Annotated in this window: 19 protein-coding genes; 9 read left to right on the plus strand and 10 right to left on the minus strand. The window is 74.9% G+C overall.

The window, feature by feature from the left end:
* Window positions 1-68 precede the first annotated feature (68 nt).
* The 4 genes from OG422_RS12500 (at window position 69) to OG422_RS12515 (ending at window position 4,361) form a co-directional block, all read left to right on the plus strand.
* The gene (locus tag OG422_RS12500) at window positions 69-1,220 is read left to right on the plus strand and encodes a lipid-transfer protein (RefSeq protein ID WP_405742756.1); all 1,152 of its coding nucleotides are present in this window, start codon (window positions 69-71) and stop codon (window positions 1,218-1,220) included.
* 25 nt (window positions 1,221-1,245) lie between these two features.
* Window positions 1,246-1,728 carry a Zn-ribbon domain-containing OB-fold protein gene (locus tag OG422_RS12505; protein ID WP_405747759.1) on the plus strand — a complete coding sequence of 161 codons (483 nt, stop codon included), beginning with the start codon at window positions 1,246-1,248 and terminating at the stop codon, window positions 1,726-1,728.
* Complete coding sequence (locus tag OG422_RS12510; RefSeq protein WP_405742758.1) at window positions 1,725-2,528, plus strand: enoyl-CoA hydratase/isomerase family protein; 804 nt, start codon at window positions 1,725-1,727, stop codon at window positions 2,526-2,528. The genes OG422_RS12505 and OG422_RS12510 overlap by 4 nt, the downstream gene beginning before the upstream one ends.
* 729 nt (window positions 2,529-3,257) lie before the next feature.
* Window positions 3,258-4,361: a hypothetical protein gene (locus tag OG422_RS12515; RefSeq protein WP_405742760.1), complete on the plus strand. Its 1,104-nt coding sequence runs from the start codon at window positions 3,258-3,260 to the stop codon at window positions 4,359-4,361.
* 77 nt (window positions 4,362-4,438) lie between these two features.
* Here OG422_RS12515 and OG422_RS12520 read toward each other — a convergent pair whose 3' ends face one another.
* Window positions 4,439-6,961: a serine/threonine-protein kinase gene (locus tag OG422_RS12520; RefSeq protein ID WP_405742762.1), complete on the minus strand. Its 2,523-nt coding sequence runs from the start codon at window positions 6,959-6,961 to the stop codon at window positions 4,439-4,441.
* Between the two features lie 711 nt (window positions 6,962-7,672).
* Window positions 7,673-8,467, minus strand: coding sequence for a VOC family protein (locus OG422_RS12525; protein ID WP_405742764.1), 795 nt, complete (start codon window positions 8,465-8,467; stop codon window positions 7,673-7,675).
* Between the two features lie 365 nt (window positions 8,468-8,832).
* Here OG422_RS12525 and OG422_RS12530 point away from each other — a divergent pair, with 365 nt between their 5' ends.
* Complete coding sequence (locus tag OG422_RS12530; protein ID WP_143944590.1) at window positions 8,833-9,480, plus strand: TetR family transcriptional regulator; 648 nt, start codon at window positions 8,833-8,835, stop codon at window positions 9,478-9,480.
* Between the two features lie 232 nt (window positions 9,481-9,712).
* Here the strand turns inward: OG422_RS12530 and OG422_RS12535 are convergent, their stop codons facing one another.
* Complete coding sequence (locus OG422_RS12535) at window positions 9,713-10,153, minus strand: nitroreductase family deazaflavin-dependent oxidoreductase (RefSeq protein WP_143943874.1); 441 nt, start codon at window positions 10,151-10,153, stop codon at window positions 9,713-9,715.
* Window positions 10,154-10,185: 32 nt separating this feature from the next.
* Window positions 10,186-11,427, minus strand: a complete 1,242-nt coding sequence (locus OG422_RS12540) for an acyl-CoA dehydrogenase family protein (RefSeq protein ID WP_405742767.1) — start codon at window positions 11,425-11,427, stop codon at window positions 10,186-10,188.
* 224 nt (window positions 11,428-11,651) lie between these two features.
* Between OG422_RS12540 and OG422_RS12545 the strand changes: the two genes are divergently transcribed.
* Window positions 11,652-12,851, plus strand: a complete 1,200-nt coding sequence (locus OG422_RS12545; protein WP_405742768.1) for a thiolase C-terminal domain-containing protein — start codon at window positions 11,652-11,654, stop codon at window positions 12,849-12,851.
* 114 nt (window positions 12,852-12,965) lie between these two features.
* Here the strand turns inward: OG422_RS12545 and OG422_RS12550 are convergent, their stop codons facing one another.
* Window positions 12,966-14,135, minus strand: a complete 1,170-nt coding sequence (locus OG422_RS12550) for a macrolide family glycosyltransferase (RefSeq protein WP_143943879.1) — start codon at window positions 14,133-14,135, stop codon at window positions 12,966-12,968.
* Window positions 14,136-14,826: 691 nt separating this feature from the next.
* Here OG422_RS12550 and OG422_RS12555 point away from each other — a divergent pair.
* The gene (locus OG422_RS12555; protein WP_405742770.1) at window positions 14,827-15,561 is read left to right on the plus strand and encodes a pyridoxal 5'-phosphate synthase; all 735 of its coding nucleotides are present in this window, start codon (window positions 14,827-14,829) and stop codon (window positions 15,559-15,561) included.
* A gap of 4 nt (window positions 15,562-15,565) precedes the next feature.
* Here the strand turns inward: OG422_RS12555 and OG422_RS12560 are convergent, their stop codons facing one another.
* The 4 genes from OG422_RS12560 to OG422_RS12575 all read right to left on the minus strand — a co-directional run bounded on the left by OG422_RS12560 (window position 15,566) and on the right by OG422_RS12575 (window position 18,202).
* Window positions 15,566-16,447, minus strand: a complete 882-nt coding sequence (locus OG422_RS12560) for an alpha/beta fold hydrolase (protein ID WP_143943878.1) — start codon at window positions 16,445-16,447, stop codon at window positions 15,566-15,568.
* Between the two features lie 158 nt (window positions 16,448-16,605).
* Window positions 16,606-17,100 (minus strand): GNAT family N-acetyltransferase, encoded by a 495-nt coding sequence (locus tag OG422_RS12565; protein ID WP_405742773.1) that lies wholly within the window; start codon window positions 17,098-17,100, stop codon window positions 16,606-16,608.
* Window positions 17,101-17,300: 200 nt separating this feature from the next.
* Window positions 17,301-17,753 carry a Zn-ribbon domain-containing OB-fold protein gene (locus tag OG422_RS12570; RefSeq protein WP_185994142.1) on the minus strand — a complete coding sequence of 151 codons (453 nt, stop codon included), beginning with the start codon at window positions 17,751-17,753 and terminating at the stop codon, window positions 17,301-17,303.
* A complete protein-coding gene (locus OG422_RS12575) occupies window positions 17,750-18,202 on the minus strand; it encodes a DoxX family protein (protein WP_405742775.1) in 453 nt (150 codons plus the stop codon). Before OG422_RS12575 ends, OG422_RS12570 begins: the two co-directional genes overlap by 4 nt.
* A gap of 334 nt (window positions 18,203-18,536) precedes the next feature.
* Here OG422_RS12575 and OG422_RS12580 point away from each other — a divergent pair, with 334 nt between their 5' ends.
* Both OG422_RS12580 and OG422_RS12585 read left to right on the plus strand, forming a co-directional pair.
* On the plus strand, window positions 18,537-20,786 hold the full coding sequence (locus tag OG422_RS12580) for an acetate--CoA ligase family protein (RefSeq protein ID WP_405742777.1): 2,250 nt from the start codon (window positions 18,537-18,539) through the stop codon (window positions 20,784-20,786).
* 121 nt (window positions 20,787-20,907) lie between these two features.
* A complete protein-coding gene (locus OG422_RS12585; protein ID WP_405742779.1) occupies window positions 20,908-21,870 on the plus strand; it encodes an enoyl-CoA hydratase/isomerase family protein in 963 nt (320 codons plus the stop codon).
* Window positions 21,871-21,882: 12 nt separating this feature from the next.
* On the opposite strand, the gene OG422_RS12590 is transcribed toward OG422_RS12585, so the two are convergent.
* The gene (locus tag OG422_RS12590) at window positions 21,883-22,080 is read right to left on the minus strand and encodes a hypothetical protein (protein ID WP_143942314.1); all 198 of its coding nucleotides are present in this window, start codon (window positions 22,078-22,080) and stop codon (window positions 21,883-21,885) included.
* Between the last annotated feature and the right edge of the window lie 19 nt (window positions 22,081-22,099).

Consider the following 22,099-nt stretch of genomic DNA (forward strand, 5'->3'; position numbering starts at 1 on the left):
TGACTACCCGTCAGATTAGCGGTAGCCTCCTCGGCTGTCAGCACGGACGACGGACCACGGAGGTGGCCATGGGGGCGACCCTCAAGGACGCGACGGCGATAGCCGGCATCGGGCAGACTCCGTTCGCCAAGAGGCTGGAGGAATCCGAGAAGACCCTGGCCTGCCGGGCGATCCTCGCCGCACTCGACGACGCCGGGATCGCCCCCGCGGAGGTGGACGCCTTCGCCTCCTACACGATGGAGGAGACCGACGAGGTCGAGATCGCCAAGGCCATCGGCGCCGGGGACGTCACCCACTTCTCCAAGGTCGGCTACGGCGGCGGCGGTTCCTGCGCGACCGTGGCCCATCTGGCCGCCGCCATCGCCACCGGGCAGGCGCACGTCGGCGTCGCCTGGCGGTCCCGCAAACGCGGCTCGGGCCCCCGCCCCTGGAAGAACACCCAGGCCCAGCTGCCCACCCCGGGACAGTGGACCCGGCCCTTCGGGCTGCTGCGGCCCGCCGACGAGATCGGCATGCTGGCCCGCCGCTACATGCACGAATACGGCGCCACCCGCGACCACTTCTTCAACGTCGCCCTCGCCTGCCGCAACCGCGCCAACCAGAACCCGGCCGCGATGATGTACGACCGGCCGCTGACCCGCGAGACGTACATGACCGCCCGCTGGATCAGCGAGCCCCTCTGCCTCTTCGACAACTGCCTGGAGACGGACGGCGCGCTGGCCTGCGTCGTCGTCTCCGCCGCACGCGCCCGCGACTGCCGCCGACGGCCCGTGTACGTCCACGCCGCAGCCCAAGGGCTGCCCGCCCAGCACCACGGGATGGTCAACTACTGGAACGACGACCCACTCGGTGGGCCCGCCTGGACCGCTGCCCGCCATCTGTGGCAGGGCGCCGACCTCGGCCCGCAGGACGTCGACGTGGCGCAGATCTATGACGCCTTCACCCCGCTGATCCCGCTCTCCCTGGAGGGCTACGGCTTCTGTGGGCGCGGCGAGGGCGCGGCCTTCACCGAGGGCGGCGCCCTGGAGACCGGCGGGCGGCTGCCGTTCAACACCGGCGGCGGCGGCCTCTCGGAGGCGTACGTCCACGGCTTCAACCTCATCACCGAGGGCGTCAAGCAACTGCGCGGCACCAGCACCGCGCAGGTCCCCGGCGCCGCCACCTGTCTGGTCACCGCGGGCGAGGGCGTCCCCACCTCGGCCCTGCTGCTGAGGAGTTGATCGGCACATGCAGCCACGTAAGGTCATGTCACAGAGCGTGACACACCCCACTGACAATCCGGCCGACACCGCCGATGACCTGCTAGTTCCCGTTCTCGACGAGGACGGTGCGCCGTTCTGGGAGTACGCGGCCCGCGGCGAACTGCGCGTCCAGACCTGCGCGGAGTGCACCGCTCCGCGCTTCCCGCCGCGGCCCTGCTGCCCGCACTGCCAGTCCTTCGACAGCCACTGGCGCGCGACGTCGGGCCGCGGCCGCATCTGGTCGTTCGTCGTCCCCCATCCGCCGCTGCTGCCCGCCTACGCGGCGCAGGCGCCGTACAACGCCGTCGTCGTGGAGCTGGCCGACGCGCCCCGGATCCGGCTTGTCGGCAACGTCGTCACGGACACCGACGCCCGTCTGGACTCCGTCGATCCGGCGCGGCTGCGCATCGGCGCCCCCGTACGGGCCGTTTTCCACACCCCGCCCGGGGGCGTGACGGTGCCCCGCTGGGTGCTGGAGCGGCCGTGAGCGTCCGCGCCGAGATCAGCGACGGCGTCGCGCTGGTCACCCTCGACCGGCCCGCCAAGCTCAACGCGCTGGATCTGGCGGCCGCCGCCGAACTGGCCGACCTCTGGCGGGCGTTCCGCTTCGACGCCTCCGTACGCGCCGCGGTCGTCACCGGGGCGGGTGGCCGGGCCTTCTGTACCGGTATCGACCGCGACGTGGCCGTCCCGCAGCCACCCTCGCCCTACTCCCTCGACGACCCCCTGCTGCGCATCGGGCCGAAGGCCAACGACCTGTGGAAACCGGTGATCGCCGCGGTCGACGGGATGGCCTGCGGCGGCGCCTGCTACCTCCTGGGCGAGTCGGAGTTCATCATCGCCTCGGAGAACTCCACCTTCTTCGACCCGCACACCACCTACGGGATGGTCAGCGCCTACGAGGCGATCCTCATGGCACAGCGGATGCCCTACGGGGAGGCCGCCCGGATGTGCCTGATGGGCACCGCGGAACGGCTGGACGCCGCCCGCGCCCACCGCACCGGCCTGGTCTCGGAGTTGACCGCCCCGGGCGAGGCGGCGGCGACCGCGCTGCGCCGCGCCGCGGTACTGGCCACGCAGCCCACCGACGCCGTCCAGGGCACCGTACGGGCACTGTGGGCCGCCCACGAGGCGACCCGGGAACGGGCGCTGGCCCAGGCCCCGCACCTGATCGCCCTGGGCAATCTGCCCCCGGAGCGGCAGGCGGAGCTGTTCGCGGCCCGCGAGCGCGCCCCGGGGCGCCCCGTCACATCCGGGACTTCTCCGCCCGCCGCACCTCGCAGGTGAACCAGAAGCGGGCGAACGACGACTGGTTGACGGTGTAGCGCGCGGTACGTCTCGGTGGCGCCGGGCGCCACCGTGATGCTGCGGGTGTGCCGCCCGTAACTCGTCCCGTCCGCCGGCCGCGCCTTCATCCAGTCGACCTCCATGTCGTACGAGAAGGTGTCCGACAGGGAGGTGTTGGTGACGCTGACGCGGTAGGTGAACTCGTGCAGCGAATTGGAGAAGTCGCAGCCGCTGCCGCGCACGTCGGAGCGGCCGTCGGGGTCGTACGTCGCCATCGTCGGGGACGGGGAGTACGTGGGCGAGTAGGCGTCGGTGGGCTCCGCGCCGTACGTCGGGGTCCCCCCGGGGTCCGGGGTCGGGGAGAAGGTGGTGGACACCGTGGGGCGGGCGTAGCTGAACGGGTTGAGCCGTCCGCAGCCGCCGACCGTGGCGGCGGTGACCGCCACCAGTGCGGCCGCGACCGCGGCCCTCGTGCGCGTACGTGTGCGCTGCTGCATAAGGCCGTCCATCCCCCGTGACACACCTGATCCCGCCGGAAATCCGGGCCGCGCCGCCCGAGGGAACCCGGATGTTGACGCGTACACGGCATTCTAGCAAGGGGCGGTGACAGACGAGGGCGTCCGCAGGCGCCCGGCCGCCCGGCCGCTGCAGTTGCCGCGCGGCCCCGGGTGGGCAGGCGTAGCGTCGGGACCGAGGACATCAGGACGACGCGGAAACGAGGCGACGCCGGTGGTGCGCAACGTATGCGGCTCCCTGATCGCCCTCATCGGAGCGACGGCCGCCGTATGGAGCCCCTTCCGTCCCTGGTACGACGGCCGTCCCGCCCGCGACGTCCGCATCGAGGACCTCTTCGGCGGCCTCAGCCGCGCCTCCGCGGAACTGCTCGGCTCCGTCTTCCTGCCGATGCTCTTCGCCGCCCTGCTGACGCTGGTCGGCGTCGTGCTGCGCAGCCGCGCGCTGGTGGCCCTGGCCGGTCTGGTGGTGCTCGGCTTCACGATCCTGTGGATGGTCCGGCAGGGCCAGGCGGCGGGCAGCCTCACCGCCGGTCCCCGGGGCGGACTGGGCGACGGGGTGGCGGTCGCGTTCGGCGGTGGCCTCCTGCTGCTCCTCGCCGCCCTGGTGATGCGCGGCCGCCACACCGCACGCGGCCGCCACGCCAGGGGACGGTACGACGAGCGGGAGGACCGCGACGCCCGGGAACGACGCGCCACCGCGCGGTATGACGCGTCCTACGACGAGCGGGCGTACGGGAACGAGCCGGGGGCGCACGGCGCGCGCCCCGCGCCGGGTGCCGCCCCGTGGGACCCGGGGCGCCCGCCCGCCCAGGAGTGGCGGCCGCCCCCGCCACCGCCCGGCCCGCCCCCGGAGGACGGCGGGCTGCCCCAGCGCCCCACGCCACCGGTGCGGTGGGCCGAGGAGCTACGCCGGCACCCCGGCGGCACGCCCCAGGCGGGCGCCGAGGAGCCGCACGCCCCCACGGGCGCCCACGCGTCGGAAGGCGGCGCACCCGGGTACGGCGCCGGTCCGGCCGGAGGCGAAGGCCCGCACGCCGAGGGCCCCGAGCCCGCCTGGGGCGAATCACCCGACGCGACCGTCCCGTTCCCGCAGGTACGGCCCGGCGGCCGCGCCACGGGGACACCGGACGGAGCGGCCGGTCCCCTGGACGAAACGGTGCAGCAACGCGCCGTCCGCCCCGACGGGCCCGGCGAAGCCGACGCACATGGTGAGCCCGGCCCGCACGGCGAGGGCCATGCGCCCGGGGCACCCGACGGGCCCGCCGCACCGGAGGACCACCCGCACCGCCCCCGGGACGACGGCAACAACGCCCCTTAGAAACGCGGCAGCGTAGAAACGCGGCAGCGCCCCGAAACCCTCCGGCCCCGGGGCGCCCACCGCTCGGTTCCGCACCCTCAGGCCCGCCGCGCCTGCCCCGTTCCCCGGGCCGCGTCCAGCGCGTACACGCAGCGGTCCTTGCTGCAGGCGTACACCACACCGCCGGACGCCACGGGCGTACCGGTGATCTCGCCGCCGGTCGCCAGTTTCCAGCGGAGCTGGCCGCCCATCGCGTCGAGCGTGTAGAGGCAGTGGTCGGCGGAGCCGAAGTGGACGCGGCCCTCGGCGACGACCGGTGCGCCGATCACGTCGCCGCCCGCCTGGAACCGCCAGCGCGGGGTGCCGGTGACGGCGTCGAGGGTGTAGAGCGCCTTGCCGCTGCCCAGGTGGACGGCGCCGTGGGCGACCAGCACCGGTTCGGTGGACTGCCGGGGCTCGGTCGCGATCCGCCAGCGGTCCCGGCCGTCGGCCGCGTCCAGGGCGTAGACCGTGCCGAGGTAGTCGACCAGGTAGACGCCGCCCCCGGTGACGGCCGGGCCCGGGGCGAAGGCCGGGGGGCTCACGAACACCGCGGGCGCCTCGAAGTGCCAGCGCACCTCGCCCCGGGCGATGTCGACGGCGAGCGCCCGCGCGCCCGCGACGACGTACACCACGCCGTCCGGGGCGGGCAGCAGCCGCACCGGGACGCCGCCGCAGGCCGCGGCGTCCCCGACCGGGCAGGACCAGCGTTCGGCGCCGGTGCGGGCGTCCAGCGCCTTGAGGCGGCCGTCGGCGCAGACGAAGACCGTGCCGTCGTGGAGCACCGGGGCCGCCTCGGCGGTCTCGAAGTCGGTCTGCGCGCCGCGGATCTCCCACCGCAGCTCGCCGGTGGCCGCCTCCCACGCCTGGACGCCGCCGCCCCGGGTGCTGGTGACGACCGTGCCGCGCTCCGCGGACAGGGCGTACACCCAGCCGTCGGTGTTCAGCCGCCAGTGCTCGGTGCCGTCGACGGCGTCCAGCGCGTACAGCGTGGGGCCGTCGGAGGCGTGGATACGGCCGTCGGCGACCGCCATCGCCCAGGCCACGTCGCGGGTCTTGAACTTCCGCCGCCCACTGGCCACATCCAGGGCGTGCACCTCGAACGAAGTGACGTACAGCAGGTCACCGGCGACGGCCGGGGTGCCCCAGACATCGTTCGACATGCGGAAGCGCCAGGGGCGCCAGCGGTTCTGCTCCGCGCCGGGCGGCTCGGCGGGCGCCGGGGGCTGCTCGGGCCGCGCCGGGGCGGCGGCCGGGAGCGCCGGGCGGCCCGCCTGCGCGGGCACACCGGACGCGCCGCCCGGAGGCCGCACCCAGTCCGTCGCCATGGCGTGGCCGCGCGGCGTCTCCCGGGCGTCGGCCGCGCGCGGGCCCGGTCCTATCGGCGCGGCCGACGCGCCCAGGCGTACGGGCCCGCCGTGACCGTCCGCCTCGGGCGCGGCCGGGGCGTCCAGAGGCGGGGCGACGCGGGCCGGGGCGGGGTCGGGACCCGGTGCGGACGGGGGCAGCGGTCCGGCGCCGGTGCGCGGGTCGGCGCCGCGGTGGGCGCCCGGTCCGGCGCCGATCCGGCCCGGCCAGCCGGTGACCGGGGCGGCCGCCGGGGGCGCGTCCTGCGGGGGTCGCGGGGGCTCCGGCGGACGGGCCGGGGCGCGGTCGGCGGCCCCGGCGCGCCCGGAGCGGCCGCCGCGGCGCCCCTCGATGAAGGCGACCGCGCCGGGCGGCAGCCAGGCGGAGGCGGTGCCGCTGTCGTCCGTACCGGAGCCGAAGAGATGCGGGGCGAGCTGGGACTGAAGGTCGGCGGGGGACGGCCGGTGGGCCGCCTCCATCTGCATACAGGACTCCATCAGGGGCCGCAGCTCGTCCGGCAGCCCGGCGAGATCGGGGCCCTCGCGCAGCAGCATGAACACCGTCTCGACGGGGTTGGCGCCGTGGAACGGCGCGTGCCCGGTGGCGGCGAAGACGAGGGTGGAGCCGAGGGAGAAGACATCGCTGGCGCCGGTGACGCTGCGGGAGTCGCGGGCCTGCTCGGGCGACATGTAGGCGGGCGTGCCGACGGCGACGTTGGTCATGGTCAGGCGGGTGTTGGAGACGCCGGAGGCGATGCCGAAGTCGATGACCCGGGGGCCGTCCTCGACGACGAGGACGTTGGAGGGCTTCAGGTCACGGTGGACCAGCCCCGCGCCGTGGATGGACTGCAGCGCCTCGGCGATACCCGCGGCCAGCCAGCGCACCGCCTGGGCGGGCAGCGGTCCGCACTCGTTGACGATCTCCTCCAGGGAGGGCGCCGGTACGTACGCGGTCGCCAGCCACGGCACCGCGGCGCGCGGGTCGGCGTCGACCACCGCCGCGGTGTAGAAGCCGGACACCGCGCGGGCCGCCTCGACCTCGCGCGTGAAGCGGACCCGGAACAGCTGGTCCTCGGCCAGCTCCGTGCGCACCGTCTTGATCGCCACGCGCCGGCCGGACGCCGAGCGCGCCAGATAGACCAGTCCCATGCCGCCGGCCCCGAGACGGCCGAGCACCTCGAACGGGCCGATCCGCCGGGGATCGTGCTGCGTCAGCTGCGTCAGCTGCTCCACCACTTGCCTGCCACCTCCCCGTGGGGCGTAAAAGAGACTCTCCAAAGCACCGCGCCGCCGAGACCCACTGCCCCGTGCAGCGTCTCACCGATGGCCTGAACGGCCGTATGCGAGCTGATTCTTCCTGGCGAAGGCCACGGTGGCGAACCCGGGGCCCGCGCGCGGCCGCACCGGGCCGCCCCAGCACCACGCGACGGCACTGTCACCCACCGTGATCAATCTCTGTCTGACGTGCGCCGATACGTCCACCCAAAGGGGTCACCCGCCGACCGTCGGCGGCCCCCGTGCGGGCCGTCGGTCCGCCACGGGCCGGGCGGCGCCTCCTGGTGCAGCCCGCCCCTGCACGACGGATACGGGGCCGGGGCGCGCGGTGTCCGAAACCGGACGGTGCGCGCCGGGCGCCCGTCAGACGGGGGCGACGCTCCGCGACGGGTGGGCCGCCGGTCTCCGCGCGCCGGGCCGGCGAGCCCGGGATGTCCCCCGGGCGGGGCGGCGGGCGCGGGGGCGCACGGCGCCGCCCGTCCGCCGGGCCGTGCCCGGTGCCGGTTGCCGCGCCGTCGGTCGTGGCGCCGTCCGCGCGACGCCCTCGCGCCGCCGATCCCTGCTGGTCATGCGTTCCCCGTCGTCGCCCGCCCCGGCCCGTCTCCGGTCACGCCGGGCGGCCCTGCCGTTCCCTCTGCCGTGCTGCTCATGCCGTGCTCGATGCCGTACTCGTCAATTCTGCGGCCTCGCAGGCTCTTTCGGGGCCATGACACCGAACGTGGCGCCTTGATTGTCGCGGAGGACCGCGAACGGGCCCCCGGGGGAGGAGTGCGGTCCGCTCGCCACGGTTCCACCGAAGGCGGTGGCGGTGCGCACCGCCTCGTCCATGTCGTCCGCGAGGAAGCAGACGGTGAAGTGGGCGGGGACGTCATCCGGCAGGTCGGGGCCGATGGTGACGCGGCAGCCGATCTCGCGGTCCGCGCCGGGCAGCCGCCACGGCAGGAAGCCGGGGCCCGCCATCGGACTGTCGGTGGCGCTGGTGAAGCCGAAGACCTTGGCGTAGAAGGCGTCGGCGGTGTGCGGGAGGCGGGTGTTGAGGCCCATCCAGACGTAGCCGCCGGGTTCGCCGGAGATCTCGAAGCCGCGGTGCGTCCCGGCCTGCCAGGCGCCGAAGACCGCGCCGCCCGGGTCGGTGGCGGCCAGCATGGTGCCGAGGTCGCCGACGGGCATCGGGGCGCAGACGATCCGGCCGCCGGAGCGGGTGAGGGTCTGCCCGGTGCGGGCGATATCGGGGGTGGCGAAGAAAATGTTCCAGGAGGCGGGCGTCGACGGGTCCGTCCGCGGCATGAGTCCGGCGGCTTTCCGGCCGTCGCGGAACGCAAGGGTATAGCCGCCGAATTCGGCGGCGCCTTCGTCGAAGGTCCAGCCGAACAGCTCCCCGTAGAAACGCTTTCCGGCGTCGAGATCGGGGAGCATCGCATCCACCCAGCAGGGCGTGCCCTCCGGGAATGCCGTCATCGCCGTCATAGGGGCACGCTAGCGGTGTTCGACGGCCACCGCCCGACAGAAATTCGAACGTATGCGTCACCGGCGCGGGTGGGCTCACCCAACGGTGCACCGGAACACGGGACTTGCCCTGCGGTTGTCCACCGAACTTGTCCACAGGCTGTTGATAACAGGATTCACCGGTTCGGGCCAATCGCCGCACCCGGGGGCCGCCGCACCGCACCCCGGGAACCGCCAGTACCGTCCACGTTCCGGTACGGCGACTCCCGCGCACTCATGGCACTATGCCGCGGTGGAATCAACCGGGACCGAATATCCCGAACTCCCCCATCCCCATTTGCAGGCAGCCAAATCGCGCTCCGTTCACCCCTCGGTAAGCTGACGGCATGACAGGACAAGTGCGAACCGTCGACGGCAGAGTTGCCGGCCGCCGCGGGCAGGCGACGCGGCAGAAGCTTCTCGACTGCCTCAGTGAAATGCTCAGTTCATCCCCGTACCGGGATGTGAAGGTCATTGACGTGGCCCGAAAAGCGGGCACTTCACCCGCTACGTTCTATCAGTACTTCCCCGACGTGGAGGGCGCCGTCCTCGAAATCGCCGACGGGATGGCGAAAGAGGGCGCCGAACTGACCGATCTCGTCGCCGGGCGTTCCTGGGTCGGAAAGTCCGGCTGGGCGACGGCGGAGGAGCTGGTGGACGGCTTCCTGTCGTTCTGGCGCCGCAACGACGCGATTCTGCGCGTCGTCGATCTGGGCGCCGCCGAGGGCGACAAGCGGTTCTACAAGATCCGCATGAAGATCCTCAATGCCGTGACGAACTCACTCACGGAATCCATCGAGGACCTGCAGAGCCGGAACAAGGTCGACAAGGAGGTGAGCGCGGCGGCCATGGCCGGTTCGATCGTGGCCATGCTGGCGGCCGTCGCGGGGCATCAGAAGGGATTCCAGAGCTGGGGCGTCAAACAGGCCGAACTGAAGCCGAATCTCGCGCTGTTGGTGCATTTCGGCGTCACCGGAAAGAAGCCCACGAAGTAACCCGGACATCCGCCCACCGGCGGCCCCGATCCCCGGGCCCGCCCGCGGCCACCCGTACGGAACACCCCCCGGCGCCGACGCAGCCGCCGGGAGTACCGCACCGGCCGCCGCGCCCCCGTGGCGCCCCCTCGCGGACCCACCCCCACCCCGGGTCCGCCGCACCCCCCACCCATGTCCCCGCCGCCGGGCCCCCGCCCGGCGCCGTTCCCCCCTTGCCCCGCGTCGTTTCCGGTCAGCGCCGCTCCAGCCGGAACAGCCTGATCTGGCGCCCGATCCGCGCCTGATACGCGGCGTACGGCGGCCAGAACGCCAGGGCGTCCCGCCAGGCCCGCTCCCGCTCCGCGCCGGACAGCAGCCGGGCCCGTACCGGGATGTCCCGCCCCTGCCAGTTGACCTCCGCCTCCGGGTGCACCAGCAGATTGCCGGTCCAGGAGGGGTGTCCCGGGCGGCCGAAGTTGCTGCCGATCAGCAGCCAGCCGCCGTCCTCCTGTGGCATGCAGGCCAGCGGCGTACGCCGGGGCAGCCCGCTGCGGGCACCGGTCGCCGTGAGGATCACCCCGGGCAGCATGCGCGCGCTCGGCAGCACCTTTCCGCCGGTCAGCCGGTGCACCGCGCGGTCCAGGACGGGCACGACGTACGGCGCGGTGCGCGCGAACGCCCGGGTCGCGGACATCCGCTCCACCAGGCGCCGCCCCCTCGACCCGCTCACCGGGCACCCGCCACGGCCGCGCTCCCCTGGGGCGGCCCGGTCCGCGCGGGCTCCCCGGTGGTGAACAGCCCCGCCTCCTCGGCGGCCCGCTCGCGCAGCCGGTGCACGGGGCCCAGCAGCAGTGCGTCGCAGGCCGCCCGCCGGGCGTACGCCGCCCCGTCGTCCCCGGGCGGCGCGACCTCGGCCGCGACCGCCCGCTGCGCCTGGAGCGCCTGGGCCAGTGCCAGCGCGCCGGCGCCCGGTTCGGCGGATCCGGCGGCGCCGTACGCGGCGGCGCGGGCGGCCCGGACGGCGGCATGCAGCTCCGCGACGCGCGCCCCGTCGCCCGCCGGGGCGCCCCCGTCCCGTACCCGGGCGGCGGCGCGGGACAGCACCGCGTCGGCCGCACCGGCCGTCTCCGCCGCCAGCGCCGCGGCGGTGGCCGCCCCGACGGCGGCGAGCGCGGCCGTCTCCGGCGTCCGCCCGCCGACCTGCCCGCCCTCCTCCGTACCGAGCAATTCGCCCTCGACCTGGCGGAGTTCGAGACGGGCGCAGGGCCGTTCGCCGGGCGCCGTGGGCAGCGCGACCCGGCGCAGCCCCGGCGTCTGGGCGCGGACCAGGAAGAGGCGGGTGCGGCTGCGGGTGAAGCCGCCGGTGTGCGCGGCGACCAGCAGCAGCCCGGCGGTGTGCCCGTCGGGGACCCGCTCCGCCTCGCCGTAGAGCAGCCACCGGCCGCCGTCGGCCGGGGTCCGGCCAAGGCCGCCGGGCATCTTGCGCGCCTGGAGGCCACCGGCGCGGCCGCCCCCGGCCCAGTCGCCGCCGTTCGGGCTGGTGAGCGCGAGCGCGGTGGCCAGCTGACCTGCGGGGACGGCCGTGGCGCAGGTCAGCTCCCCGGCGGCGCAGCGCGGCAGCAGCGCGCCCCGTTGCCGCTCGGTGCCGAGGGCGAGGAGCAGCGGCGCGGTGAGCACGGCGGTGGCGAACAGTGGCGACGGCCGCAGCGTCCGGCCGGTCTCTTCGCAGGCCACGGCGAGCGCGACGGGCCCGCCGCCGCCTCCCCCGTACGCGGTCGGCAGGGCGGCCCCGGCCAGCCCCGTCCGCCGCGCGAGCCGTCGCCACTCGGCGCCGGGGGCGGGCCCGTCCGGCCCGGGGCCCGCGCCGCCGTCCTCGCCCGGGTCCTCGTCCGGGTGGGCGCCGCCGCGCAGGTGGGCGCGCAGGGTGCGGCGGAACTCTTCCTGTTCCTCGGTGGTCGCGGCGTCCATCGGCGGGCTCCTCCCGGCCGTGCGGCAACGCCCCTCCGTACGGCGGCGGGCGCCCGGGTCTGCGGCCCGGCGCGACCACCGCGCACCGGCGGGCCGGCCGTCGCGGAATCTGACGGCTCGTCATGGTAGGGACGGGGTGCGGACTTTCCTAGGGGCATTCCCCGACCTCCGCGGACCGGATCGGCCTCTGCCCGGGACTTCATATCTGATGTACCGTCAGATTTATGACGTCGTCAGGGATCCCCTACGGGAAGCGCAAGGTCGCCGTCGCCGGAGTCGCCCTGTCCGACTGCGGGCGGGTGGACGACGCCACCCCGTACGCACTGCACGCCCAGGCCGCACGCCGGGCGCTGGCCGACTGCGGACTCCCGCGGACGGCCATCGACGGTTTCGCCTCGGCCGGGCTCGGCACCCTGGCCCCGGTCGAGGTCGCGGAGTACCTGGGACTGCGTCCCACCTGGGTGGATTCGACATCGGTGGGCGGCGCCACCTGGGAGGTGATGGCCGCCCACGCCGCCGACGCCATCGCCGCGGGCCACGCCCGCGCGGTCCTGCTGGTCTACGGTTCCACCGCCCGCGCCGACCTCAAGGCCCGGCGCCGCACCGCCAACCTCTCGTTCGGCTCCCGCGGCCCCCTCCAGTTCGAGGTCCCCTACGGGCACACCCTGATCGCCAAGTACGCCATGGCCGCCCGCCGCCACATGCACCAGTACGGCACCACACTGGAGCAACTGGCCGAGGTCGCCGTCCAGGCGCGGGCCAACGCGGCCACCAACCCGGACGCCCTGTACCGGGATCCGGTCACCGTCGACGAGGTGCTGGCCGGGCCGATGATCGCCGACCCGTTCACCAAGCTGCACTGCTGCATCCGCTCGGACGGCGGCTGCGCCGTCCTGCTGGTCGCCGAGGACCTCGTCCCGGACCTCGCCACGCCCCCGGTGTGGGTGCTCGGTTCCGGTACCGCCGTCTCCCACACCACGATGTCGGAGTGGGACGACTTCACTGTCTCCCCCGCCGCGGTCTCCGGCCGCCTCGCCTTCGCACGTGCCGGTGTCCGCCCCGACGAGATCGAGATCGCCCAGCTCTACGACGCCTTCACCTATATGACCCTGGTGACGCTGGAGGACCTGGGTTTCTGCGCGAAGGGCGAGGGCGGCGCGTTCATCGAAGGGGGGCGGCTGCTGCGGGACGGGGCGCTGCCCGTCAACACCGACGGCGGCGGCCTGGCGGCCTGCCACCCCGGGATGCGCGGCCTGTTCCTGCTCGTCGAGGCGGTACGCCAGCTACGCGGCACGGCCGGGGAGGGCCGCCAGGTCCACCGGCCCGACGGCACCGGGGGCGAGCGCCCGCCACGGCTCGCGGCCGTTTCGGGTACCGGGGGGTGGTTCTGTTCGTCGGGGACGGTGGTGCTGGGGGCGGGGTAGCCGCCCCCAGCACGCCCCCGGCACGCCCCCGGCACGCCCCCGGCACGCGACCGGGGCGGCCGCCGCTGGGGCAGGGCGGGCGCCGAGCCCGGGTCCCGACGCCCGCCCCGGGCCTCACCCCTTGGCGGCCGTGATCCGCTCCAGCCGTTCCTCGATCAGGTCGGCGGCGCGCGGGGCGCCGCCCTCCACGCGGGCGTCGGCGCGGAGTTGGGCGACACGGGACGCCATGCCGGGGTCGGCCAGCAGCTCCCGCAGCGCGGTCCGCAGCGCCTCGGCCGTCGCGTCGGCGGTGTCGAGGCGACGGGCGACGCCCAGTTCGACGAGGCGGTCGGCGTTCATGAACTGCTCGGCGCCCTGCGGTACCGCGATCATCGGCACCCCGCACGCCAGCGCCTCGCCGCAGCTGCCCATCCCGGCATGGGTGACGAACGCGTCCGCCTGCTCCAGGATCGCCAACTGCGGTACCCACGACCGCACTTCGACATTGCCGGGCACCTCGCCCAGCTCGGCCGGATCGACGTACCGGCCGATCTGGAGCACCACATGCCAGCCGGGCAGGTCCCCGAACGCCGCGACGCACCGCCGGTAGAACTCCGGCTGCCGCGTGTACGCGCTGCCCAGCGAGACCAGCAGCACCTTCTCGGCACCGGCCGGACGGCTCCAGCTCTCACGGTCCGCGCGCCCCAGCGAGCAGGGCCCGACGAACGTCACCCGGTCGGGATCGGTCCGGTCGGCGTGCGGCTGCATGGCCCGCGGGATCGTCGCCAGCGCCCGCCGGGGCCATCCGCTGAACTCCGCCACGTCCGTGGTGGTCGCGCCGCACTCCGCCAGCCACGCCGCGAACCGCGCCGTATACGCATCGGCGCCCGGCAACGCGGCGAACGCGGCGCCGGCCTCCTCCTGCGCGCCCTCCCAGCCGACGAAGGTGGGCGACAGTTGGACGAGGTCCCGGCCCTGCGCCTCGGCCAGCGCACGGCCCGCGAACGCGCCGACGTCGTGGAGGTAGAGGTCCGCGGGGTCGTCGTCGTAGAAGGCCCGCAGCTGCGGGAGGACCTCGATGGCGTCGTCGAGGAAGAGCGACGCGGCGCCCACCGGGTCCTCGGGCCAGACGTTGGAGACCACCGGCAGCACCGAGGTGTACCGGACGAACTCGGCGCCGGTGGGCCGGATCAGCTCCGCGGCGTGATCGGAGTTGGCGTAGGTGACGCGGTGCCCGCGCGCCACCAGCTCACGGATGATCTCCAGACCGGGCAGCACATGGCTGACCATCGGCGTCCCCACCATGGCCACCTGCGCGCGCCGCCGCACGGACCCGTCGGCCCCCGGCGGCACGAGGGCCGACCTGCGGGAAGGGGCGTGCGGATGCGGGGTGTTGTTGTCGGGCATGACACTTCCTCTGCTTGATCTACGAATAGGGGGTGCCGTGAACGGGATGCCGTGACGGCACGCGAACGGAGCCCGCACCCCCGGGCGCGACGAAGCGGCTGCGGTCCCGGGCACCACAGAGCGTCTGCGGTTCCGGGTACCACGAGGCGTCCGCGGTCCCGGCCGTGCGAAGGGCACGGGAACGACGCGGTACGGACCGGCGCGAGGCCGGTGGACCGGGGGCGGGGCGGGCGGCAGGCGCCCGGCCGGATCAGCCGTAGATCTGGAAGAGATGCATGTGAGGACGATAGGGGGCCAACGGGTGGTGGCGCCAAGGGTTTTCGGGGGTGCGGCGCGAGTGGGCTCGGCGTCCGGGGCATGGCGCCCGACCGGCCGCGGCCCGGTCCGCGGCACCGTGCCGACGGGCCGCCGCCCGGCCTGCGCACCACGGCCCCTCTCCCGACCGGCCCCCGCCGCCCGCCAGGTCACGGCCGTCCGGCGTGTTCGGCCCGCCGCCCGCCAGGTCACAACCGTCCGCCCCGTTCGGCACGAGGGCCGTGAAGGTCACGGCCCTCCGCCCCGGCGGCAGCCCACCCGTACCCTGCCCGCTATGGCCAACGACCCCACGCCCCCGCACCGGAACGCCGCCGAGGCGCCGGCCCCGTCCCCCGACGCCCCGCACGACGACGCCGCCCGCGCCTTCCGCGACCTGCTGCGTGGGCTGCGGGTCTGGGACCATCCGCTGCCGTCGTTCGACGCGGCGGGGGCGCCGGACGAGCCGCTGGCGCTCTTCCGCCGCTGGCTGCGCGAGGCCGCCGAGGCCGGGCAGCCCGAGCCGCACACCATGACCCTGGCCACCGCCGATGGCGCCGGGGATCCCTCCGTACGCATCGTGATGCTGCACGACGCCGACGAGCGGGGCTGGCACTTCGGCTCCCACCGGGGCAGCCGCAAGGGGCGCGAACTGGCGGCCCGGCCCCGTGCCGCACTCCTCTTCTACTGGGCGGCGGTCGGCCGTCAGGTCCGGATCGAGGGGACGGTGGCCGAGGCCGGGCCCGAGGAGAGCGCCGCCGCGCTGCACCAGCGGTCGACCGGTTCCCTGGCCGCCGCGCTGGTCGGGCGGCAGAGCGAGGTCCTCGGCTCGGCCGCCGAACTGGACCGCGCCGCCGACGCCGCCTGGGACCGCGCGGTCCGCGAACCGGACGCCCCGGTGCCCGACTGGACCCGCTACATCCTGCACGCGGACGCCGTCGAGTTCTTCCAGGGCGACGCCCGACGACGTCACGTACGCCTCAACTACCGTAGAAGTGAGGGGAGTTGGCGGCAGGAACTGCTGTGGCCGTAGCCGCTCAGGCGGTGTGGCGCACCATCGCGTCGATGAGATCGGGCCAGAGCGGGCGCGGCCGGTCGTGGCCCATGTCGGGCAGGAGCAGCAGCTCGGCGCCGGGCACCAGCTCCGCGGTGCGGCGTCCGCCGCTGGGGTCGATCAGCGTGTCGTCCAGGCCGTGGATCACCAGCGTCGGCACCCGGAGGTCGCGGAGCGCATCCGCGCGGGAACCGTCGAGAACCATCGCGCCGAGCTGCCGCCCGATCCCGCCGGGGTGGTGGCCGCGGTCGTAGCTCTCGGCGGCCAGCTGCCGCAGCTCCGCGGCGTCGGCGTACCGCTTCGAGGCCCACACCAGCTCGCGCTCGGCCGCCGCGATGTACCCCTCACGGTCGGCGGGCCGCGGGCCGAACAGCACCGCCCGGGCCTCGGGGGTGGAACGGCCGTATTCCGGTTCGCCGGTCGTGGACATCATCGACGTCAGGCTCAGCACCCGCTCCGGCCGGGCCAGGGCCATCCGCTGGGCGATCATGCCGCCCATGGAGGCGCCGACGACATGGGCGCGTTCGATGCCCAGCGCGGTGAGCAGCGCGAACCCGTCGTCGGCCATGTCGGTGAGCCGGTACGGCACCATCGCGAGGGCGGCGGGGAGGTCACCCGCCTTGACGGCCGCGATGAACCGGGCCGTGTCGACGGGGTGCTCGTCGAACGTGGTCGACCGGCCGCAGTCGCGGTTGTCGTACCGGATCACATAGCGGCCCCGGTCCGCGAGCGCCCGGCAGAATCCCTCGGGCCAGGCGATCATCTGCGCGCCGAGCCCCATGACGAGCAGCAGCGGGGTGTCACCGGGGTCGCCGAAGCACTCGTGGGCGACGGACACGCCGGGCGATACGTCGGTGATCGGCATATCGGCAGTCTGCCGGAACGGGGCGTGGGAGCGCATCCCCTTTGGCCTACGCCCGTGCCTCGGCCCGGGGCCGTGCGTTTCACGGCCGTGAAACCGCTGGGCCGTACGCGCGCCCCGGGACGCGCCCCGGCCCCGGCACGCCCCCGCTCACCCCTCCGTCACCACTCCCGGAACATGATGTGCAGCCCCACATAGCCCTTGGCCGGGTGCCGGAAGCCCTCCGGGAGGGTGGCCAGGATCCGGAAGCCGAGCGACCGCCACAGGGCCACGGCGCCGGTGTTGGTCTCCACCACGGCGTTGAACTGCATCGCGCGGTACCCCTCGGCGCGCGCCCACTCCAGGACGTGCTCGCCCAGGGCCCGCCCGACGCCCCGGCCGCCGTGGCCCGGGTCCACCATGAAGCTGGCACCGGCGATGTGGTCGGCGGCGCCCATGTGGTTGGGGTTCATCTTCGCCGAGCCGAGGACCGTGCCCGCCGCGTCCATGGCGACGACGGTCCGCCCCGGCGGACGCAGCAGCCACAGCTCCCGCGCGGCCTCCTCGTCGATGTCGCGCGGGTACGTGTACGTCTCGCCGGCGGCGACGATCGGCTGGAAGAACGCCCAGATGGCGGGCCAGTCGGCCTCGGTGGCTTCTCGGATCTGGATCTGCATCGCCACAGGATGCACGCCCCTTCGGCGTCGCTCCATCGACTTTTCCCGCGGGGGGAGCTACGGGTCCGGCGCGGCAGGCCGGGCGGTGGGCCGGGGCGACGACAGGCCGGGCGGTGGGCCGGGGCGACGACAGGCCGGGCGGTGGGCCGGGGCGAGCGGCGGACCGGGGGTCGCCCGCCACCGCGCCGAACCCGCCTCGCTCAGTTCTCGGCTTCCCCCTCCGGCCCGAACACCGGAATCACCACGTCCTCCCCCGCACCGGCCCCGATGTTCCGGAACGTGACCCGTAGCGCCATCCCGATGCGCAGCGCGGAGGCGGGGCAGTCGACGATCCGGGTCATCATCCGGGGCCCCTCGGCGAGGTCCACCACGGCGGCGACGTACGGGACGCGCTCGCCGAACGGCGGCAGGTCGTTACGGTGCACGACCGACCAGGTGTAGAGCGTGGCGCGGCCGTCGGCCCGCTCCCACACCACGTCCTCGCTCCAGCAGTACGGGCAGAACTCGCGCGGATAGTGATGCGCCGCGCCGCACCCCTCGGCCCGGCACCGGCGCAGCAGCAACCGTCCGGCCGCGGCCGCCTCCCAGTACGGGCGGGTGAACGCGTCGGTCTCCGGCAGATCGAAGCGGACCGCGCCCGTCCCGCCCGTCAACGGAACAGTCCCAGCGCCGCGTCCACCGACCAGACCTGGCCGCACATCGCGAAGAGGCCGACCAGCGAGATCAGCGCCATCATCCCGTTCTGCCCCTGCTCCGCCCAGTCGTGGATCATCAGGACCAGGTAGAGCAGGTTCAGCAGCGCCCCGCAGGCCAGGGCGACCGGGGTGAGGAAGCCGAGCACCAGCCCCAGCCCGAGGGCCAGTTCCGCGTACACGACGACGTACGCCATCGTCTTCGGGTACGGCTTCACGACCGCGTCGAACCCGCGGCGCACCGTGCGCCAACGGTGCTTGGCCGCGACGTCCGCGGCCCAGGCGATGCCGGTGCCGCGTGCGCACCACGCCTTCCTGTCCTTGTGCCGCCAGCTCTCCAGCCACCACAGGCCGAGGCCGATACGGAGCACGGCGAGCCATTCGGCCCCGCCCAGCCAGATCGTCTGCATCGCGCGCGTCCTCCTTCGAAGAGCCCCTTCGCCTGACGGCCGGCGCCGGGCCGTCGCCGGGCACCGGACACCGGTCGCCGGTCGCCGGGCACCGGGCACCGGGCACCGGGCGCTGCCGGGCGTCGCCCCCGTATGCCAATTCTGACGCTGCGTCAGCTGAGGGGCCCGGCCAGTTCAGCCGATCCAGGAGCGGGCGCGCAAGAGGCCGGACCGAGGCGAGGATTCCCTTCGGAACCTTTCCCGTGCAGCCCCATTCCTGACAGACCGTCAGTTCCAGTAACCTGACCGCGCGTCAGCAAGGAGAGCCGCCGTCACAGAGGAGCGGGCGACTGCGATGCTTGGATCGACTCACGGCACCCTCAGCACTCACTCCCGCCCGGCCCGCATCGTGGCCTGCGGGGAGCAACCACCCCACACCGCACACGGCCCGGTCGCCCCGGCCGACGGCGGGCGCCCCGGCCCCGCGGCCGACCGCGACGTCAGCGGCCGTCCGCTGTCCGCGGCCGTGCCCGACCTGGACCGCTTCTTCCGGCCCGCGTCGGTGGCGGTCGTCGGCGCGTCCGACAGCGAGGGCCGCCCCCATACCGGTATCACCCGGCAGCTGATCGCCTGGGCCGACCGCGTCGGCGCCCGGCTGCACCCGGTGAACCCCGGACGGCGGACCGTCTTCGGCCGCATCTGCCACCCGACCGTCGCCGACCTGCCCGAGCCCGTCGACCTCGCGGTGCTGCTGGTCGCCGACCCGGTGCCGGTCATCGAGCAACTGCCCGCGGCCGGGGTGCGGTTCGCGGTGGCGTTCGCCTCCGGCTTCGCCGAGACCGGCGCGGACGGTGCCGCCGCGCAGGAACGGCTCGCGGACGCCGTCCGGCGCTCCGGCATCCGGCTGCTCGGGCCGAACACCAACCTCAACGCCTTCGAGACGTTCCGCGACGACCTCGACGGACCGGCCATCGCCCTGATCACCCAGTCAGGCCACCAGGGCCGCCCGGTCTTCGCCCTCCAGGAACTGGGCATCCGCCTCTCGCACTGGGCCCCGACCGGCAACGAGGCCGATCTGGAGACCGCGGACTTCCTCTCGTATTTCGCCTCCTGTCCCGAGGTCGGCGCCATCGCCGCGTATGTGGAAGGGCTCAAGGACGGCCGCAGCTTCCTCCTCGCCGCCGACCACGCCGCCCGCCGGGGCGTGCCGGTCGTCGCCGTGAAGGTCGGCCGTACGGAGACCGGCGCCCGCACGGCCGCCTCCCACACCGGCAAACTCACCGGCGCGGACGGCGTCATCGACGCGGCGATGCGGCAGTTCGGCGTCATCCGGGTGGACGGTCTGGACGAGCTGCAGGACACCGCGGCACTGCTGGCCCGGGCCCGTAAGCCGCTCGCCGAGGGCGTCGCGGTCTATTCGATCTCCGGGGGCACCGGCGCCCACTTCGCGGACCTGGCGACCGCCGCCGGGCTCCGGCTGCCCGTCCTCTCCGACGCCAAGCAGGCCGAACTCCACCAGTGGATACCCGGCTATCTGAACGTCGCCAACCCGATCGACAACGGCGGCCACCCCGTCGGCGACCAGCGCGGCCCGAAGATCATCGACGCGCTCCTGGACGACCCGTCCATCGGCGTGCTGATCTGCCCGATCACCGGGCCGTTCCCGCCGATGAGCGACAAGCTCGCCCGGGACCTCGTGGCCGCCGCCGACCGCACCGACAAGCTGGTGTGCGTGGTGTGGGGCTCCCCCGTCGGCACCGAGGAGGCGTACCGGAGCACGCTGCTGGGCTCCTCGCGGGTGGCGACCTTCCGCACCTTCGGCAACTGCATCACGGCCGTCCGCGCCTACCTCGGCCACCACCGCTTCACGGACGACTACCGCTCCCCCTTCGACGACGCCCCGCGCGCCCTCTCGCTGTCCGCCGGCAAGGCCCGCGCCCTGCTGCGCCCGGGCGCGCAGCTCAGCGAGCACGCGGCGAAGCAACTGCTGCGCGCCTACGGCATCCGCGTACCGCGCGAGCAGCTGGTGACCAGCGCGGCGGCGGCGGTGCGGGCGGCGAGCCTGGTCGGCTACCCCGTCGTCATGAAGGCGTCCGGGCCGCAGCTGGCGCACAAGAGCGAACTCGGCCTGGTCAAGGTGGGGTTGACCTCCGCCAGCCAGGTCCGCGACGCCTATCGCGAGCTGACCGAGATCGCCCGCTGTGAGGACGTGCCGCTGGACGGGGTGCTCGTCTGCCAGATGATCGAGCGGGGCGTCGAGATGGTCGTGGGCGTCACCCGCGACAGCCTCTTCGGGCCGACGGTGACGGTCGGGCTCGGCGGGGTGCTCGTGGAGGTGCTGCGGGACGTCGCGGTGGGGGTGCCGCCCTTCGGGGAGGAGCAGGCCCGCGCGATGCTCGGCGCACTGCGCGGCCACGCCCTGCTGGAGGGCGTCCGGGGAGCGCCACCGGCGGACGTCGACGCGCTGGTGGAGGTGGTGCTGCGGGTCCAGCGGATGGCCCTCGAACTCGACGGCGACCTCGCGGAGCTGGACATCAACCCGCTCGTGGTGCTGCCCCGGGGGCAGGGGGCGGTGGCCTTGGACGCGCTCGCCGTGTGCCGCTGACCGGCCTCGCACCGACCTGCGCCCCGGGCCCGCACCGCCCGCCGGCGCCGCCCCCGCGCCCGGCCGCCACCGGAGCAGCCCCAGCACCCACCGAACCCACCCCACCAGGAGCCACGCCCCCATGACCTCCACCCCCTTCTCCCCCGATTCGCCCGGCACCTCCGACGCGCCCGGCCCGCCCGCGCCTGGGACTCCCGCCTCTTCGGGCGCCCCCACCCCCCGTACACCACAGGCCCGTTCGCCCCACGCCCAGGCGGCGAACGACACCCCCGATCCGGCGGCCGACGCGTCCGATTCCTTGATACTGCACACCACTGACAACGGCGTCGCCACGCTGACCCTCAACCGGCCCGAGGCCCATAACGCCCTCACCCCTGACCAGCGCGAACGCCTTATCGACCGGCTCGCCGAAGCCTCCGCCGACCCGGCGGTGCGCGCCGTGCTGATCACCGCGCGGGGCAAGGGATTCTGTGCCGGGGCGGACCTGCGGGCCCCCCGCGCGGCCGGGGCCGGGGAGCGGGTGGCCGGGGACGTGGCGCGGCTGATCCGGGGCGGTGCGCAGCGACTCATCGGCGCGGTGCTGGACTGCGAGAAGCCGGTGCTCGCGGCCGTCAACGGCACCGCCGCCGGGCTCGGCGCGCATCTGGCGTTCGCCTGCGATCTGGTGCTCGCCGCCGAATCGGCGCGGTTCATCGAGGTGTTCGTCCGCCGCGGGCTGGTGCCGGACGGCGGCGGCACCTATCTGCTGCCGCGGCTGATCGGTCCGCAGCGGGCGAAGGAGCTGATGTTCTTCGGCGACGCGCTGCCCGCCGCCGACGCCGCACGGCTGGGCCTGGTCAACCGTGTGGTGCCGGACGACGAGCTGCCGCACCGGGCCCGGGAGTGGGCCGACCGGCTGGCCGCCGCCCCCACCAGGGCGCTCGCCTTCACCAAACAGCTGGTCAACGCCTCCCTGGACGGCGACCGCGGCGCGGCGTTCGCGGCGGAGGCCACCGCCCAGGAGCTGACCATGACCACGGCGGATGCCCAGGAGGGAGTCGCCGCGTTCGTGGCCCGCCGCACCCCCGTCTACCGGGGGCGCTGAAGCGGCCGGGCGCTATCGGATGCGCTGGGCCGGGACCCGCGGCGCTGCGGGACCCGGCGGCCCCTCCCCCGGCGGCCCCGGCTGGGCCGGTACGACCCGGTCCACCGCGGCCGGTGCCCCGTCGCCGTCCACCGACGACGCCGTGACGGCGCCCGCCGCCCCCAGCAGCCCGACGGTGAGGACCCCGGCGCCGACGGCTCCGTTGAACATGGCGCGTACCTTCATCGTT

This window comes from Streptomyces sp. NBC_01525 (assembly GCF_045040405.1).
In the GTDB taxonomy this organism is placed as follows: Bacteria; Actinomycetota; Actinomycetes; order Streptomycetales; family Streptomycetaceae; genus Streptomyces; species Streptomyces benahoarensis.